Genomic DNA, 16,104 nt, shown 5'->3' with positions numbered 1-16,104 from the left:
AGCCCCGCGGGCTGAGAAGGACCCACCGAGACCGCGACGCCCTCAGACCGCCCCGCAGCAGCCCAGAGCCCAGCCGTTGTGTACACATGGGGCACTCGGTACACTTGAGCCATGACGCAGCCGCTGCCCATAGAGTCCATCCGGGATGTCCGCGCGCACCTCGCCGAGGTCGTGGAGCGCGCGGACCGCGACGACGTCCCCACAGTGATCACACGCCGCGGCAAGGAAGTCGCCGCCGTGGTGTCCATCGAGGTGTTGCGCAAGTACCAGGAATGGGAAGAGCGCGAGATCAACCGGATCATCGACGAGCGCATGGCGAGCCCGGCACCCGGCATCCCGATCGAGGACGTCATGAGGGAGACGCTGGCGCGCGGTGAGTGAGTACCGGACCGTTTTCCGACCTGAGGCCCAGGCCGAACTCCGGAAGATCCCGCGCGACATGGCGCTGCGCATCCTGGCGAAGCTGACCGAGCTGGAGAGCGACCCCTTCGGCTTCAACACCACGGCCCTCGTATCACAGCCGGAACGCCGTCGACTCCGGGTCGGCGACTACCGCGTCGTCTACACGATCGACAACGGAGAGCTCGTGGTGTGGGTCGTCCACGTCGGACACCGCTCCACCATTTACGACACCTGACCAGACCGACCAGGCACCCAAAGCATCCGGCACCCCGGCCGGGCACGGTGACGACGAAGGGGCCGGCTCCCGATGGAGCCGACCCCTTCCGATCTGCAGGCCCGCCACATCAGAGATGTGGGGCCGTGCCGTCCGCTCAGACGTTGAAGCGGAACTCCACCACAACGACTCTGACCTGCGGTTATGCGGGCGCATCCCAGCACCATCCCAGCACGGGATTCTTGGCAAAGTACAAGAAGATCCAGAACGCCAAGACTATGCGCCAGGGGGGCAGCCGTACAGAACCTCGGCGCTGTAATAGTTTCTGTACTAGACTTGCGACCATGAAGTCACCTCGCCCCGGCGGCACGGAGAACATCTCCGTCTCGATGCCCTCGGAACTCCTCGGTGCTCTGCGCACCCGTACCGGTAAGCGCGGCGTGTCCGCGTACGTGACGGCGGCGGTCCGGCATCAGCTCGCCATGGACGGCCTCGCCGAAATCGTGGCCGCCTACGAAGCCGAGCACGAGCCACTGAGCGAGGCCGAAGTCCAGGTCGCGCAGAGCGAACTGTTCGGAGACGCACCGGCGCCCTACGCGTCGAACGACAGCGCCGCATGAAGGAGCCCGCGGCCAGGTCCCTGGTGCTCGACTCCCAGGCGCTGTCGCTGCTGCTGCGCAACGACCGCCAGATGATCACCCGAATCGAGGCGGCTCGGCGCGTAGGGGTGCCCGTCCTCGTGTCGGCGCTGACAGTGGTGGAGGCCGTCCACGGGAAGACGGATACCGCCCGGCTGCGATGGCTGCTCTCCCGCCTTCAGGTCCAGGACGTCACCCAGGCAGACAGCCTCACCGCCGTGCAGCTGCTGAGCGACGCAGGCGGCCTGCACGGCCACAAGTACGCCATCGACGCCCTCGTCGTCGCGATGGCGCTCCGCTCCCCGGGACCCGTCCTCGTACTGACCTCGGACCGCGACGATTGGTCGAAACTGTGCGGCGACCGCGTACAGATCAAGGACGTCTGACCTTTCGGCGCTTACTCAGGTTGCATCCACCTGCTGATCGACTGCTGCTTCGTAGAAGGCATCCGCGAGGGCAACGATGATCGCGTTGATGGCCGGCCCGTCGGTGAAGAAGTAGTCAGCCATCGTGTTGTGGGCGTCCTGGTTGTCTGCGACTGCCTCCGTGACGGCGGCTTGGAAGTCCTGTGACTCCAGGAACTGCTTCTTGGAGTTCACCTTGGTTTGCTGGACCAGGTTCGGGTCAGCGAGCAACCGCTGCACGAGGCCCTGTACGAACTCCCGAATCTGGGAGGCAGCGAACGTTTCGGCGCCGAAAAGGTCGTTCATCTTGTCTATGACGACCTGAAGCGCGACGTACTTCGGGTCCTTCTTCGCCCCCGTGCCGGCGGCGCTGATGCCCTTCAGTTGTCCGTCACCCACGAGTGAGATGTCGACCGGGATCGCCTTGTTGTGCTTGACCCCGACCAGCACAACATCGGAGAGATCCACGTCGGCCGCCCAAGAAGACTCGGCAATCACCTTCTCCAGCAGGCGCAAGAAGATCGAAAGCATCTCCATGTAGGGATCGCCATAGTCGACGATCTGGGACATGAAGTCGTAGAGCCGTACGTAGGTGGAGACGTCCTTGCGGAACAGGTCAAGCTCCTGGAGCTTGACCTTGTCTTCCTCCTCGATCGCCCGCGCGTAGCGGCGCCGGAAGTCGTGCTGTGCTGGGCTGATCGCTGCCGAGAGCGCGTTGTTGCCCTTCCGGGTCACCCACAGCTCGGCGACCCTACGGACGTCGTCCTCGGTGTAGATGCCGGCCTGGGCCAGCTTGTTGGCCAGGTGGACGACGACGTACGGGTCGGTCTCGGTCTCCAGGGTCGCATTCTTGAAGTACGGCTCGAAGGCTGTCTTGATGTCCTCGGGCTTGTTTGCAAAGTCGATGACGAACGTCTTGCGCTTCAGCTCCCCGCCTGCGGTGCGGTGGGTGCGGTTGAGCCGTGAGAGCGTCTGCACGGCGGTGACCCCTGGCAGCTTCTTGTCGATGTACATCGCTGAGAGCAGGGGCTGGTCGAAGCCGGTCTGGAACTTGTTGGCGACCAGCATGATCTTGTAGGTGTCGCCCTTGAACGCGGCTGCCAGGTCAGCCCCGGCGCCCGGGTTCATGTTGGCCTCGGTGAACTCGTCGTCCTTCGATGGCTGCGGGCCCCAGTCGCTGTGCCAGGTCTCGTCCTCGGGCATGGTGACCCCACCCGAGAAGGCGACGAGAGTGCGGTAGTTGTACGAGGCGTCCTCGGCGCGGCGTTTGGCGATGTAGGCATCTATCGCCAGCTTGTACTTCACCGCGGACTTTCGTGAGCCGGTGACCACCATCGCCTTCGCCTTGCCTTCGAGGAGGTAGGCGACGTTGGCGTGGAAGTGCTCGACGATGATCTGTACCTTCTGGCTGATGTTCGTCGGGTGGAGCTGCACCCACCTCATCAGCCCCTTGCGGGCTGTAGCCTCCTCGACCTCCTTGTTCCCGTCACCGCTCTCGGCCTTACCGGCGATCTTCAACGCGGTGTCGTAGTGCTGGTAGCCCTTGAGGACATCGAGGATGTAGCCCTCCTCGATCGCCTGCTTCATCGAGTACAGGTGGAACTCGCGCGGCTTGCCGTCGGGGCCCTTGCGGCCGAACAGCTCGAGGGTCTTACTCTTCGGCGTCGCGGTGAAGGCGAGGTAGGAGATGTTCTCCGACTCGGCACGCTCGGTCATCTCCGAGGCCAGCACCGACTCCACATCGACCTCGCCGCCCTCCTCGATCTCCTTGATCTCCTCGGCCGTCAGCACCTGCTTCAGCTTCGAGGAGATCTGCCCCGACTGTGAGGAGTGCGCCTCATCAGCGATCACGGCGAACCGCTTGCCCTTCAGGCCGGTGTCGGTCCGGATCTCCTCCAGCGCATATGGAAAGGTCTGCACCGTCACCGCGATGATGAGCTCGCCGCTTTTCAACGCCTGCGCCAGTAGACCCGACTTCGACTTCGCGCCGGCCTTACGGACGTCCTCGGGACTGATCGTCGCAACAATCTTCTTGTTCCCGTCGATCTGCCGGATCGCATCTTGCAGCTGGGAGTCGAGCACCGTACGGTCGACGACCACGATTACGGAGTCGAAGACCTTCTTGTCGTCGGCATCATGAAGTCGGGCCAGCCCGTGGGCGGTCCAGGCGATGGTGTTCGTCTTGCCTGACCCGGCCGAGTGCTCGATCAGGTACCGGCACCCGACACCCTCCTCCTTCACTGCTGCGATGATGCTCGTGACGGCCTCCCACTGGTGGAAGCGCGGGAAAAGCATGCTCGTACGCCGCACCGAGGTGCCGGTGGTGACATCCCACTCTTCTTTGGTCTGCACGATCATCAGCCGCCCGATGATGTTCAGCCAAGCGTGCTTCTCCCAGACGCGTTCCCATAGATATGACGTCGCCGACCCACCGTCCGCGCCAGGCGGGTTGCCAGCACCGCTGTCGAAACCAATGTTGAACGGAAGGAAGTGGGTCTTCTCCCCCTCCAGCTTCGTGGTCATGGCCGCCAGGCCGTTGGAGACCGCGAAGTGCACCAACGCCCGGTGACCGAACGACAGTAGCGGCTCTGAACGCCCGTTCGTCAGCGGTTTACGGTCGTGCTTGTACTGGTTGATCGCCTCGTCCAGCGACTGGGTGAAGTCGGTCTTCAACTCCACCGTGGCCACCGGGAGCCCGTTGATGAAGAACACCAGATCGATAGTGCGCTGGTCGGCAGTCGAGAAGTGCACCTGCCGCACCACCCGCACCCGCATCGCCTCGTAATGCGACACGGTGGTCGCGTTGAGAGCGGTTTCAGGGCGGAACTGCGCCATCTTCAACCGGCCGCCACCGATGTACTGAACCCCATTGCGGAGGATGTTCAGCGTCCCGCCACCGTGCTCAAGCGGCTTGTCTAGCGCCGCGGTCAACACGTCAAGGAACTTCGCCTGCGAGCCCGCCGCCTTCAGTGCCTTCTCGTACGCCGTCTTCTGCGTCGCCTCCAGCCAGGCGAACAAATCCGCCGGGAACAGCGCCCGCTCGCGATCGTACTCACCACCGTCGTGGTCGTTCACCGAGTACAGCCAGCCCCGGGCCTCGAGGTACTCGCAGATCTCTTTCTCGAAGACCGCCTCGTTGTGGTCGGCCATTACGCGGCCTCTCGTACATCGATCTGTCCTGTCACGGCCGCCGTGATCAATGCATCCCGCCGTTCCTTAGAGAGCTCAATGAGCCGCTCCGATTCGACGATGAGCCTGCTAATCTTCGCTGCCTCCTCGTCGAGATAGGCAGCGATCCGGAGCTGTTCATCGATAGGCGGCAACGCGACCCTCATCTGAGCGAGGTGGGTTGGGCCGAAGTGCTGGATCGTCGATCCTGTCTTGAGTGAATTGACCTGGTCAATAAACTCGCCCGAGACTACGAACCACCGAATGAATTCCTTACACATGCGCCCAGGCCTGATCCGAATGATCCCTGTGTAGGGGACCGCCCCCGCAGTTTCCTCAGTAACTTCGGAAACCGTCCCCATACTTGCGCTTGCGCTGATGAGCAGATCGCCAAGTTCGACCCGGAAATGTGACCACCGCCGATCGACTTCGTTGGGGTCGAGGTAGTTGCAGCCCTCAAGCGTCGATCGAGCCGTGCGCACTGAGCTGACCCTCAGGAGCGGGATGCCGTCATCGCGGAAGTCTGCAGCCATAATGCCTGGCCCCTCCTGAAACGTGATCGTGTAGCGGAGGGGCACAACGTCCCAGTGCCCTGGCACTGGTCCAGCTCCGGGAAGTCCGGAATCCTTGAGCGCAACGCCCTCATTAAGGCCTCGCGCCACTGCGCCCGAGATCGCCGCCGCTTGCCGCTCTCTAAGCATCTCGATCAGTCGCTGCTGCTCTTCGATGAGGATGTCGATGCGGGACGTCTCGCGGTCGAGGTAGTCGGCGATGGCGCGCTGTTCTTCCAGCGGCGGCACTGGGATCGCCATGCTGAGGAAGACGTCGGGGTAGATACGAAGGCGCGATGACCAGATGCCGCGAGAGAGGCGAGTCATCTCCATCACGTACGGGGTCGATCGGTAGAGGTAGTCGTAAAATCCAGGGCAGAAGGCTGCGTTCGGACGCGGCCTGTAAACACCGTACGCAGGGCTCACGATGCCAGCCTGCTTCGAGACGCCGAGCGCCCCCATCCACGCCCACATCGTGTTGATTACGAGATCGCCCGCGTCCACAAGGCGGTAGCCGTCGAGGCTCTCCGCTGCAGTCATTGTCACGTTCTTCTCTGACCTCGGGGTGATCCCGGTCAGATGCGACACGCTGAGAAGTTCCTCTGTACCTTCGGGCGAGACAGACAGCGACTCCGCCAGGAGTTCTTTGTTTCTGCTCCAGCGCCAGTGGGATGGGACGTTGCCGACCCAAGCCTGCTCAAGATCAAAATGCGCTCGTGTCATCCCTCAACCTCCCGCAGCAGATCGAGAATCTTGGCGACTTGCTTCTCTAGGTCGGCATCGATCTCCGCGAGCGGACGAGGCGGAACGTACTTGTAGAAGTGCCGCGCGAAGGGGATCTCGTACCCAGTCTTGGTCTTAGCCCAGTCGATCCAGGCATCGGGAACGTGCGGCTTCACCTCCGCGTCGAAGTACGCCTGAATGACTTCGCGCTCCGCGGCCGCGCCGGCGGTGGAGCCGCCATAGGTGAACGGCACGTTCTCGGTGTCACGCTTCTTCGAATCGGGCTTCGCCTCGCCCCTGCGGTTGACGACAGGGTTTCCGTCCTCGTCCAGCAGAGGGCGCTCGACGGTGACCGCCCAGTAGCCGAACTCGTCGTTGCGCAGCACCTTGGAGAGCTCGGGATCGGCGTCCTCAAAGTCGTCGTACAGCCGCAGGATCTCGGCGCGGTCGGCGTCGCTGATCTCGCGTCCCTTGGCTCCGAGGTTCTTGCGCATCTTGGTCCAGAACGACGTGCCGTCGATCAGCTGCACCTTGCCCTGGCGGTCGGGGTGCTTGGTGTTGTCCAGGATCCAGATGTAGGTGGCGATGCCGGTGTTGAAGAACATGTTGGTCGGTAGGGCGACGATTGCCTCGACGAGGTCGTTCTCAAGCAGCCACCGGCGGATGTTGGACGGTCCGGATTCGGCGGCGCCATTGAAGAGCGGAGAGCCGTTCATAACGATGCCAACGCGGCCGCCGCCGTCCTCGGGTGCGCGCATCTTGTGGGCAAGGTGGAGCAGGAAGAGCATCTGCCCGTCGGACGTCGCGGGGAGGCCCGGTGCGAAGCGGCCGTAGGGGCCGGCGGAGTCTCGCTCCTCCTTGATCGCCTTGGCGTACTGCTTCCAGTCCACGCCATACGGTGGGTTGGACATGCAGTAGTCGAACTGGCGGCCCTTGAAGGCGTCGTCGGTGAGCGTGTTGCCGAAGGCGATGTTGGTCGCGTCGTGGCCCTTGGCGAGCAGGTCGGACTTGCAGATGGCGTACGACTGCGGGTTGTACTCCTGGCCGTACAGGCCGAGCTTCGCGTCGGGGTTCCCTGCGAGCAGGTGCTCCTCTGCCAGGGAAAGCATGCCGCCGGTGCCGGCGGTGGGGTCGTACAGCGATCGGATGATGCCGCCCTCGGTGAGGTCGACGTCCTTCTCCGCGAAGAGCAGGTCGACCAGCAGCCGGATCGCGTCGCGCGGCGTGTAGTGGTCGCCGGAGGTCTCGTTCGCTGCCTCGTTGAACTTGCGGATGATGTATTCGAAGGCGTCGCCCATATCGGAGTTCGACACCACATCAGGATGGAGGTCGACCTTGCCGAAGGACTTGACGATCTCGCGTAGGAGCCCGGCCTTCTCCAGAGCCAGGATCTCGTTCTTGAAGTCAAAATACTCGAACACGTCCACGTCGGCGGAGAACCGGTCGACGTAGTCGGCCAGGTTGTCCGCCAGCCCGTCCGCGTCGGCCAGCAAGTTCGCGAACGAGTATTTCGAGGTGTTGTAGAAGGTCCGGCCTGTGGCCTTTTTAACCTCGACCTTGAGCCGGTTCGGGTTCTCGAACTTCGCTGCCAGCTCTCGCACCGCCGCCTGATCGGGCTCAAGGATGCAGTCGAGCCGCCGCAGGATCGTGAACGGGAGGATCACTGTCCCGTACTGGTTGGGGCGATAGGGGCCCCGAAGCTGGTCAGCGATGGACCAGATGAAGCTACCGAGCGTGCTCACAAGTTCCTCACGAGAATCGTCTAGCAGTGCCGATCACTTTGCCAGAGCCAGCAGCCGCCGTCCCACGGTTCGGCCACTCACCAGAGCAGAACCCAGCATCGGGACCACATCCACGCCCCAGCACAATCCCAGCACAGTACGGGTGACCAGGGATGACGACAGGTGACAAGGGGTCAGCTATCCCAGCACCATCCCAGCACGGGAAAGAGCAAAGGGTCCGACCCCGAAGAGCCGGACCCTCTCCGACCTGCACGTTTGCCAGATCAGTGACGTGGTGGTATATCACCCGCTACACATTGAAGCGGAACTCGACCACGTCGCCGTCCTGCATCACGTAGTCCTTGCCCTCCATGCGGGCCTTGCCCTTGGCGCGGGCTTCGGTCACCGAGCCGCATTCGACCAGGTCCGCGAAGGAGATGACCTCGGCCTTGATGAAGCCGCGCTGGAAGTCGGTGTGGATCACGCCGGCGGCCTCCGGGGCCGTCGCGCCCTTCTTGATCGTCCAGGCGCGGGTCTCCTTCGGGCCCGCCGTCAGGTAGGTCTGCAGGCCCAGGGTGTCGAAGCCGACGCGGCCGAGGGTGGCGAGGCCGGGCTCGTCCTGGCCGACCGACTGGAGGAGCTCGAGGGCTTCCTCGTCGTCCAGCTCGGAGAGGTCCTGCTCCAGCTTGGCGTTGAGGAAGATGGCCTCCGCCGGGGCGACCAGGGCCGACTGCTCCGCCTTGAAGGCGTCGTCCGTCAGCTCGTCCTCGTCCACGTTGAAGACGTAGAGGAAGGGCTTCGTGGTGAGCAGGTGCAGCTCGTGGAGGAGGTCGCCCTGCTCCGTGCCCTTGGTGATGCCCTTCGAGAAGAGGGTGTCGCCGGCTTCGAGGATCTTCTTCGCCTCGACGACCGCGGCCAGGACCGCGACCTTGTCCTTCTGGAGGCGGGACTCCTTCGTCAGGCGCGGTTCGGCCTTCTCGATGGACTGGAGGTCGGCGAGGATCAGCTCGGTGTTGATCGTCTCGATGTCGTCCTTCGGCGAGACCTTGCCGTCGACGTGGACGACGTTCTCGTCCTTGAAGGCGCGGATGACCTGGCAGATGGCGTCCGACTCGCGGATGTTCGCGAGGAACTTGTTGCCCAGGCCCTCGCCCTCCGAGGCGCCGCGCACGATGCCCGCGATGTCGACGAAGTCGACGGTCGCCGGGAGGACCTTCGCCGAGCCGAAGATGCCCGCGAGGACGGCGAGGCGCGGGTCCGGGACGCCGACGACGCCGACGTTCGGCTCGATGGTGGCGAACGGGTAGTTGGCCGCCAGCACGTCGTTCTTGGTCAGGGCGTTGAACAGGGTCGACTTGCCGACATTCGGCAGGCCGACGATTCCGATCGTGAGCGACACGTTGGCGACTTCCCGTAGCTGGAGGGGGCGGCGGCCCGGGAGTGGGCCACCGGACAGTTTACTTTCCGATGAGTGGCGGTCGATGTACGCGTGTCCAGGACCGGATCCGGTGGCCTCCGCGCCTAATTTGGTCGGGTGGAGCAATACAGGACGCGTCCGGCCCCTCACCCGCAGCGACCCCCGGCCCAGCGTCGGCGGCCGCCCACCGGCGTGCCCGCGCAGAGCGGTGGGGCCCCGCGGCGGCCGGCGGTCGCCCGGCGGCTGCCCCGGCCCCGGCTGACGGGGCTCGGCGGCGGACTGTTCGCGTGCACGGCGATGGTGCTGGTCGGCGGGGTCTGCTGGCTGCTCTTCAGCTCCTCGCTGTTCGTGTACGGGCTGCTCTTCCCGCCCGTCGCGGCCGCCACGGCGCTCTGGGTGCGGCCCGCCGACCTGATCACGGCCCCGATCGGCGTGCCCATCGCGTTCGCCGCCGGGGTGTGGCCGATCTCCGGGGGCTCCGGCGGGTTCGGCGGTCAGCTGATGGGGCTGGTGTCCGCGCTGTCGCTGCACGCCGGCTGGCTGTACGCGGGGACCCTGGTCGCGGCGCTGATCGCGCTGGTGCGCAAGGCCGTGCTGATCGGCCGCCGGCGGCTCCCCCGCCGCGCCGCCTAGCCCTTCCACCCCCGTCCGACCGTACCCGTACGGGCCGGCCCGGCGGCGTCGTGCCGCCGGGCCGGAGTGCGGGCCCGCCCCGCCGTGCCTACGCCCCGCCGCCCTTCGACGACGACGCCTTGGCCGCCATGCCCGCCCCCACGATCCCCGCGTTGTTCTGCAGCTTCGCCGGGACGATCTCCGCGCGGACCCCCTCGATCAGCGGCAGGAACTTCTCCGGCTTGCGGCTCACGCCGCCGCCCAGGATGAACAGGTCCGGCGAGAAGAGCATCTCCACGTGCGCCATGTACTTGCCGAGCCGGTGCGCCCACCGCTCCCACGTGAGGTCGCCGTCCTCCTTGGCCTTGAACGACGCCCGCTTCTCCGCGTCGTGGCCCTTCAGCTCCAGGTGCCCCAGCTCCGAGTTCGGCACCAGCCGCCCGTCCGTGAACAGGGCGCTGCCGATGCCCGTCCCCAGGGTCAGCAGGATGACCGTGCCGTCCCGCCCGCGCCCGGCCCCGTAGGTCATCTCCGCGACGCCCGCCGCGTCCGCGTCGTTCAGCACCGTGACCGGCTGCCCGTCCAGTGCCCGCGACAGCAGCGAGGCCGTGTCGACGTCGATCCAGGACGGGTCCATGTTGGCCGCCGTACGGGTGACGCCGCCCGTGACCACGCCCGGGAAGGTGACGCCGAGCGGGCCGTCCCAGCCGAAGTGGCGCACCACCTCGACGACGCATCCGGCCACCCCGTCGGGGGTGGCCGGATGTGGTGTGGGTACTTTGTGGCGCTCCTGCGCCAGGTCGCCGCGCTCCAGGTCCACGGGAGCGCCCTTGATCCCGGTTCCGCCGATGTCCACGCCGAAGATCTGCATGGGCATACCGTACGAAACGAGTTACTTGTCGGCGACCAGTTCCGCGGCCTCGGACCGCAGGTCGCGGCGGAGCTCCTTGGGCAGGGAGAAGGTGATGGACTCCTCCGCCGTCTTGACGATCTCCACGTCGGCGTAGCCGCGCGCGGCCAGCCACTCCAGGACCTCCTCGACCAGGACCTCCGGCACCGAGGCGCCCGAGGTGAGGCCGACGGTGGTGACGCCCTCCAGCCAGGCCTCGTCGATCTCGCTCGCGAAGTCGACGAGGTACGCGGCCTTGGCGCCGGCGTCCTTGGCGACCTCGACCAGCCGGATGGAGTTCGAGGAGTTCTTCGAGCCGACGACGATGACCAGGTCGGAGTCGGCGCCCATCACCTTGACGGCGGCCTGGCGGTTGGAGGTGGCGTAGCAGATGTCGTCGCTCGGCGGCGAGACGAGCAGCGGGAACTTCGTCTTCAGCGCGTCGACCGTCTCCATGGTCTCGTCGACCGACAGCGTGGTCTGCGAGAGCCAGACGACCTTGGACTCGTCACGGACGGTGACCTTCTCCACGTCGTGCGGGCCGTCGACGATGGTGATGTGCTCGGGGGCCTCGCCGGAGGTGCCGATGACCTCCTCGTGGCCCTCGTGGCCGATGAGGAGGATGTCGAAGTCCTCCTTGGCGTACCGGATGGCCTCCTTGTGCACCTTGGTGACCAGCGGGCACGTCGCGTCGATGGTCGCGAGCTTGCCGCGGGCGGCCTCCTCGTGCACGACGGGGGCCACGCCGTGCGCGGAGAACATCACGATGTTCCCCTCGGGGACCTCCTCCGTCCGCTCGACGAAGATGGCGCCCTTCTTCTCCAGGGTCTGCACGACGTACTTGTTGTGCACGATCTCGTGGCGGACGTACACGGGCGCCCCGTACTGCTCGAGGGCTTTCTCGACGGCGATCACGGCTCGGTCCACGCCCGCGCAGTAACCGCGGGGCGCGGCGAGCAGGACACGGCGGGAAGCGGGGGCAGGGGCGGGAGCAGTCATGGGCTCCATCGTACGGGGGTCTCCAGCAGGCCGAACGTCGCCCGTTCGGCACAGACTGGCCCCGAGTCACCGAAGGAACGTTCCACCCGCCCCTCGGAGGAGTGATGGCGTCCGCTGCGGATTCCGGCAGGGAGGCACCCGCGGCGCTGCGGCGCAGTCTCGGCTTCCGGGACCTGGTGGTCTACGGGCTGCTCTTCATCGCCCCGATGGCCCCGGTCGGGGTCTTCGGCACGCTCGACGCGGCCTCGCACGGGGCGGTCGCCCTCGTCTACGTCGTCGCGACCGTGGCGATGGCCCTGACGGCCTTCAGTTACGCGCAGATGGTGCGGGTCGCGCCGCAGGCCGGCTCGGTGTTCACGTACGCGCGCAAGGGGCTGGGCGAGGGGCCGGGGCTGATCGCCGGGTGGATGGCGATGCTGGACTACCTGCTGATCCCGGCCGTCGCGTACCTCTTCTCGGGGATCGCGCTGAACGCCCTGGTCCCGGAGGTCTCCCGGTGGGTGTGGACGGCCCTGGCGGTGGCGGTGACCACCGCGCTCAACCTGTGGGGCGTACGGGCGGCCGCGCGGGTGGGGTTCGCCGTGCTGGCCCTGGAGGTCGTGGTCCTGCTGGTCTTCGTGGCGGCCGCGGTGACCGTACTGGTCCAGGACGGGCCGCGGCGCGGCTGGCTCTCCCCGCTGACCGGCGACGGCTCGCCCGGCTTCGGCACCGCGGCGGTGCTCGGCGCGGTGTCGGTCGCGGTCCTGTCCTACCTGGGCTTCGACGCGATCGCCTCCTTCGCCGAGGAGGCGACGGGCGGGTCGCGGCGGGTGGCGCGGGCGGTGCTGTTCTGCCTGGCGCTGGCGGGGACGCTGTTCGTCGTGCAGAGCTATCTGGCGGCGCTGCTCATGCCGGTGTCCGCGGCGGAGCTGGCGGCGGCCCCGGAACGGCAGGGGCCGGCCTTCTACGACGCGGTGGAGTCCTCGGTGGGGCCATGGCTGCACGACCTGGTGGCGGCCGGGAAGGCGGTCGGGGCCGCCTTCGCCGCGCTGGCCGGACAGGCGGCGGCCGGCCGGCTGCTGTTCGCGATGGCCCGGGAGGGGCGGCTGCCGCGGGCGCTCGCGCGGACGTCGGGCGGGACCCCGCGGGCCGCGCTGCTGGCGGCCGCGGCCGTCACGACGGTCGCGGCGGTGTGGGCGGCCCGGCGCGACGACGGCCTGGAGCACCTGGTGTCGGTGGTGGACGTCGGTGCGCTGGTGGCGTTCACCCTGCTGCACGCCTCGGTGGTGGGCTGGTTCGTGGTGCGGCGGCGGGAGGGCCCGCCGAACTGGTGGAAGCACCTGGTGGCGCCGGTGCTCGGGGCTGCCGTGACGGTGGCGGTGATCGTCGAGGCCTCGCCGGTGGCGCAGCTGCTGGGGGCGGTGTGGCTGGCCGCGGGCCTGCTGGTCCTCGCCGTCCAGCGCGGGCGCCGCGGGGCGGGCGGGGGCAGCGGGACCGGCGGGAGGTGAGGCGGCGTCCGCGGGACGGGCGGGGGTGAGGGCGAGCGGGTCGAGGCGGGGCGCAGGCGGGGCCCGCGGGGGGGCCGGGGGCAAACCCATGCGGGACCGGCCGAGGCCCACGCGAAGCCGGACGGGCAGGCGCCGGACGGGGTGACTCCGGACGGAGTGGCGCCGGACGGGCTGGTGCCAGAGGGTCCGGCGACGGATGGGTCGGCCCCGGGCGAGCCGGCGCCGGACAGGTCGGCACCGGATGGGTCGGCACCGGACGGGGTGACTCCGGACGGAGTGGCGCCGGGTGCGGTCGGTCCGCTCGCGGGGGGGCGCGACGGCGCGGCCGGAGGTTGCGGAGCCTGAGACGCTGTCAGCGGAGCCGGATAACCTGCGCACATGGGTCTGAATACGTCGGCCGAGGCGCCGCTGCCCGTGGGCCAGGTGTCCCGGCTCATCGGAGGCTGGATCGAGCGGCTCGGCCAGGTGTGGGTGGAGGGGCAGATCACGCAGCTCTCGCGGCGGCCGGGGGCGGGGGTGGTCTTCCTGACGCTGCGCGACCCGTCGCACGACATCTCGGTCAGCGTGACCTGCTTCCGCCAGGTCTACGACGAGGTGGCGGACGTGGTCGCGGAGGGCGCCCGGGTCGTCCTGCTCGCGAAGCCGGAGTGGTACGCCCCGCGCGGGCAGCTGTCCCTGCGGGCGACGGAGATACGGCCGGTCGGCATCGGCGAGCTGCTCGCCCGGCTGGAGCGGCTCAAGCGCTCCCTGGCCTCCGAGGGGCTCTTCGCCGCGGACCGCAAGAAGCCGCTGCCGTTCCTGCCGCAGCTGGTGGGGCTGGTGGTGGGACGCGCCTCGGCCGCCGAGCGGGACGTACTGGAGAACGCCCGGCGCCGCTGGCCCGCGGTCCGCTTCGAGGTGCGCAACGTCGCCGTGCAGGGCGTGCACGCGGTGCCCCAGGTGGTCCGGGCCGTCAAGGAGCTCGACGCCATGGACGACGTCGACGTGATCATCGTGGCGCGCGGCGGCGGCAGCGTGGAGGACCTGCTGCCGTTCTCCGACGAGGAGGTGGTGCGGACGGTCGCGGCGGCCCGTACGCCGGTGGTGTCCGCCATCGGGCACGAACCGGACTCCCCGCTGCTGGACCTGGTCGCCGACCTGCGCGCCTCGACGCCGACCGACGCCGCGAAGAAGGTCGTCCCGGACGTGGGCGAGGAGCTGGAGCGCGTACGCCAGCTACAGGGCCGGGGGCTGCGAGCGGTCGGCGCCCTGCTCGACCGCGAGGAGCGCGGGCTCGCGCACGCCCTGGGCCGGCCGGTCTTCGTCCACCCGCAGCGGATGGTGGAGATGCGCGAGGACGAGGTGGACGCGCTGCTGGCGCGCAGTCGGCGCACGCTGGGGCACCTGCTGGACCGGGCCGATTCCGAGCTCGCGCACACGCGCGCCCGGGTGGTGGCGCTGTCCCCGGCGGCGACGCTGGAGCGCGGGTACGCGGTTTTGCAGCGGGCCGACGGGCACGTGGTGCGCTCGCCGCGGGAGGTCGCGCCGGGTGAGGTGCTGCGGGCACGGGTGGCGGAGGGCGGCTTCAGCGTGGAGGTCGGCGCCCGGGAGGACGCCGAGGATCCGGACGCCGAGGACCAGGGCCCGGAGGGCGCCGGGACCGCGGACCGCGCCGCCGAACCCGCCCCGGCCCCCGCCGAGGACGCGACGGTGGCCGACGGGGGCTCCGGCGGCGTTCCCGAGTGACGGCACACGCCCCGGGGCAATGACACACGGCCGCAACGGCGGCTTCGCACTACAGGCAGAGGATGGGACCGGGAATGGCAGAGGCCGAAACGGCGCTGGGCTACGAGCAGGCACGCGACGAACTGATCGAGGTGGTCCGCAGGCTGGAGGCCGGCGGGACCTCGCTGGAGGAGTCGCTGGCCCTGTGGGAACGCGGCGAGGAGCTGGCGAAGGTGTGCCGGCACTGGCTGGAGGGGGCCCGGGCACGGCTGGACTCCGCGCTGGCGGCCCGGGAGGCGGCCGGGGAGGAGTGACGGCGGGCGCCGGTACGGCCGGGCGGCCCGGGGACGAGCGGCCCGGACGGCCGGGCGCCCGAGGCCGGAGGCACCCGGGGTGGCCCGGGTGGGGTGATCCCTCTCACGGAGCGAGGGCTTTAGTTGAAAATTCATCTACTTGCGCCGTACAGTGGTTCCACCGCTTCACCTCCCCTTGGAAGAAGGCTTTCCGATGTCTCTCGTTCTCGACCCGGCCGCCCAGGACCTGCTGTTCCGCGAGGCCCGCACCGCCAACGCGTTCTCCGACGAGCCGGTGACCGAGGCGCAGGTCCAGGCGATCTACGACCTGGTGAAGTTCGGCCCCACCGCCTTCAACGGCACCCCGCTGCGCATCACCCTGGTCCGCTCCCCCGAGGCCCGCGAGCGCCTCGTGCAGCACATGGCCGAGGGCAACCAGGCGAAGACCGCCGCCGCGCCGCTGGTGGCGATCCTCTCCGCCGACAACGAGTTCCACGAGGAGCTCCCGCAGCTCCTCCCCCACTTCCCCCAGGCCAAGGACCTCTTCTTCTCCGAGCGCCCGGCCCGCGAGCAGTCCTCGCTGGTCAACGCCGCGCTGCAGGCCGCGTACTTCATCGTGGGCGTCCGCGCCGCCGGCCTGGCCGCGGGCCCGATGACGGGCGCCGACTTCGCCGGCATACAGAAGGAGTTCCTGGACGACGACCACACCCCGATCATGGTCGTCAACATCGGCAAGCCGGCCGAGGGCGCCTGGTTCGACCGCTCCCCGCGCCTGGCCTTCGACGAGGTCGTCACCACCGTCTGAGCGGATGCCGCGCGCCCCGGGCCGCGGCGCAGCGAAGGGCCGTGCACCGGATCGTCCGGGCCACGGCCCTTCGGTGT

Annotated in this window: 15 protein-coding genes; 9 read left to right on the top strand and 6 right to left on the bottom strand. The window is 68.1% G+C overall.

The window, feature by feature from the left end; all coding sequences use genetic code 11:
* Window positions 1–111 precede the first annotated feature (111 nt).
* From ACPU2J_RS21965 to ACPU2J_RS21950, 4 genes are all read left to right on the top strand, one after another.
* Window positions 112–381 (top strand): type II toxin-antitoxin system Phd/YefM family antitoxin, encoded by a 270-nt coding sequence (locus ACPU2J_RS21965; RefSeq protein WP_365136203.1) that lies wholly within the window; start codon window positions 112–114, stop codon window positions 379–381.
* Window positions 374–637 carry a type II toxin-antitoxin system RelE family toxin gene (locus ACPU2J_RS21960; RefSeq protein ID WP_365136206.1) on the top strand — a complete coding sequence of 88 codons (264 nt, stop codon included), beginning with the start codon at window positions 374–376 and terminating at the stop codon, window positions 635–637. The genes ACPU2J_RS21965 and ACPU2J_RS21960 overlap by 8 nt, the downstream gene beginning before the upstream one ends.
* A gap of 323 nt (window positions 638–960) precedes the next feature.
* Window positions 961–1,236 carry a hypothetical protein gene (locus ACPU2J_RS21955; RefSeq protein ID WP_423833855.1) on the top strand — a complete coding sequence of 92 codons (276 nt, stop codon included), beginning with the start codon at window positions 961–963 and terminating at the stop codon, window positions 1,234–1,236.
* A complete protein-coding gene (locus ACPU2J_RS21950; protein ID WP_423833854.1) occupies window positions 1,233–1,640 on the top strand; it encodes a DNA-binding protein in 408 nt (135 codons plus the stop codon). Before ACPU2J_RS21955 ends, ACPU2J_RS21950 begins: the two co-directional genes overlap by 4 nt.
* Window positions 1,641–1,655: 15 nt before the next feature.
* On the opposite strand, the gene ACPU2J_RS21945 is transcribed toward ACPU2J_RS21950, so the two are convergent.
* The 4 genes from ACPU2J_RS21945 to ychF form a co-directional block, all read right to left on the bottom strand.
* Window positions 1,656–4,808 carry a type I restriction endonuclease subunit R gene (locus ACPU2J_RS21945; protein WP_423833853.1) on the bottom strand — a complete coding sequence of 1,051 codons (3,153 nt, stop codon included), beginning with the start codon at window positions 4,806–4,808 and terminating at the stop codon, window positions 1,656–1,658.
* Complete coding sequence (locus ACPU2J_RS21940; protein WP_423833852.1) at window positions 4,808–6,100, bottom strand: hypothetical protein; 1,293 nt, start codon at window positions 6,098–6,100, stop codon at window positions 4,808–4,810. Before ACPU2J_RS21940 ends, ACPU2J_RS21945 begins: the two co-directional genes overlap by 1 nt.
* A complete protein-coding gene (locus tag ACPU2J_RS21935) occupies window positions 6,097–7,842 on the bottom strand; it encodes a type I restriction-modification system subunit M (protein WP_423833851.1) in 1,746 nt (581 codons plus the stop codon). The genes ACPU2J_RS21940 and ACPU2J_RS21935 overlap by 4 nt, the downstream gene beginning before the upstream one ends.
* A gap of 289 nt (window positions 7,843–8,131) precedes the next feature.
* Window positions 8,132–9,220 (bottom strand): redox-regulated ATPase YchF, encoded by a 1,089-nt coding sequence (gene ychF / locus ACPU2J_RS21930; RefSeq protein ID WP_389069095.1) that lies wholly within the window; start codon window positions 9,218–9,220, stop codon window positions 8,132–8,134.
* A gap of 210 nt (window positions 9,221–9,430) precedes the next feature.
* Between ychF and ACPU2J_RS21925 the strand changes: the two genes are divergently transcribed.
* Window positions 9,431–9,871, top strand: coding sequence for a DUF6542 domain-containing protein (locus tag ACPU2J_RS21925; protein WP_365069787.1), 441 nt, complete (start codon window positions 9,431–9,433; stop codon window positions 9,869–9,871).
* An 88-nt stretch (window positions 9,872–9,959) separates the two neighbouring features.
* On the opposite strand, the gene ppgK is transcribed toward ACPU2J_RS21925, so the two are convergent.
* Window positions 9,960–10,721 (bottom strand): polyphosphate--glucose phosphotransferase, encoded by a 762-nt coding sequence (gene ppgK / locus ACPU2J_RS21920; protein ID WP_361590536.1) that lies wholly within the window; start codon window positions 10,719–10,721, stop codon window positions 9,960–9,962.
* 21 nt (window positions 10,722–10,742) lie between these two features.
* Window positions 10,743–11,747 (bottom strand): 4-hydroxy-3-methylbut-2-enyl diphosphate reductase, encoded by a 1,005-nt coding sequence (locus ACPU2J_RS21915; protein WP_389069097.1) that lies wholly within the window; start codon window positions 11,745–11,747, stop codon window positions 10,743–10,745.
* Between the two features lie 95 nt (window positions 11,748–11,842).
* Between ACPU2J_RS21915 and ACPU2J_RS21910 the strand changes: the two genes are divergently transcribed.
* The 4 genes from ACPU2J_RS21910 (at window position 11,843) to ACPU2J_RS21895 (ending at window position 16,027) form a co-directional block, all read left to right on the top strand.
* A complete protein-coding gene (locus ACPU2J_RS21910; protein ID WP_423833850.1) occupies window positions 11,843–13,225 on the top strand; it encodes an APC family permease in 1,383 nt (460 codons plus the stop codon).
* 378 nt (window positions 13,226–13,603) lie between these two features.
* Complete coding sequence (xseA, locus tag ACPU2J_RS21905) at window positions 13,604–14,950, top strand: exodeoxyribonuclease VII large subunit (protein WP_423833849.1); 1,347 nt, start codon at window positions 13,604–13,606, stop codon at window positions 14,948–14,950.
* 74 nt (window positions 14,951–15,024) lie between these two features.
* Complete coding sequence (locus ACPU2J_RS21900) at window positions 15,025–15,243, top strand: exodeoxyribonuclease VII small subunit (RefSeq protein ID WP_389069101.1); 219 nt, start codon at window positions 15,025–15,027, stop codon at window positions 15,241–15,243.
* Window positions 15,244–15,436: 193 nt separating this feature from the next.
* Window positions 15,437–16,027 (top strand): malonic semialdehyde reductase, encoded by a 591-nt coding sequence (locus ACPU2J_RS21895; RefSeq protein WP_420079745.1) that lies wholly within the window; start codon window positions 15,437–15,439, stop codon window positions 16,025–16,027.
* Window positions 16,028–16,104 lie beyond the last annotated feature (77 nt).

This window comes from Streptomyces manipurensis (assembly GCF_049570255.1).
Classification (GTDB): Bacteria; Actinomycetota; Actinomycetes; order Streptomycetales; family Streptomycetaceae; genus Streptomyces; species Streptomyces manipurensis.
Note: the sequence above shows the minus strand (reverse complement) of the source record. Positions and strands in the feature narration are given on the sequence as shown.

Bases quoted from the DNA above. Each gene is read 5' to 3' on its own strand.
- ACPU2J_RS21915 (WP_389069097.1), bottom strand. From the start codon at position 11,747: ATGGAGCCCATGACTGCTCCCGCCCCTGCCCCCGCTTCCCGCCGTGTC.
- ACPU2J_RS21965 (WP_365136203.1), top strand. From the start codon at position 112: ATGACGCAGCCGCTGCCCATAGAGTCCATCCGGGATGTCCGCGCGCAC.
- ppgK (WP_361590536.1), bottom strand. From the start codon at position 10,721: ATGCAGATCTTCGGCGTGGACATCGGCGGAACCGGGATCAAGGGCGCT.
- ACPU2J_RS21955 (WP_423833855.1), top strand. From the start codon at position 961: ATGAAGTCACCTCGCCCCGGCGGCACGGAGAACATCTCCGTCTCGATG.
- ACPU2J_RS21950 (WP_423833854.1), top strand. From the start codon at position 1,233: ATGAAGGAGCCCGCGGCCAGGTCCCTGGTGCTCGACTCCCAGGCGCTG.
- ACPU2J_RS21940 (WP_423833852.1), bottom strand. From the start codon at position 6,100: ATGACACGAGCGCATTTTGATCTTGAGCAGGCTTGGGTCGGCAACGTC.
- ACPU2J_RS21910 (WP_423833850.1), top strand. From the start codon at position 11,843: ATGGCGTCCGCTGCGGATTCCGGCAGGGAGGCACCCGCGGCGCTGCGG.
- ACPU2J_RS21900 (WP_389069101.1), top strand. From the start codon at position 15,025: ATGGCAGAGGCCGAAACGGCGCTGGGCTACGAGCAGGCACGCGACGAA.
- ACPU2J_RS21895 (WP_420079745.1), top strand. From the start codon at position 15,437: ATGTCTCTCGTTCTCGACCCGGCCGCCCAGGACCTGCTGTTCCGCGAG.
- xseA (WP_423833849.1), top strand. From the start codon at position 13,604: ATGGGTCTGAATACGTCGGCCGAGGCGCCGCTGCCCGTGGGCCAGGTG.
- ACPU2J_RS21945 (WP_423833853.1), bottom strand. From the start codon at position 4,808: ATGGCCGACCACAACGAGGCGGTCTTCGAGAAAGAGATCTGCGAGTAC.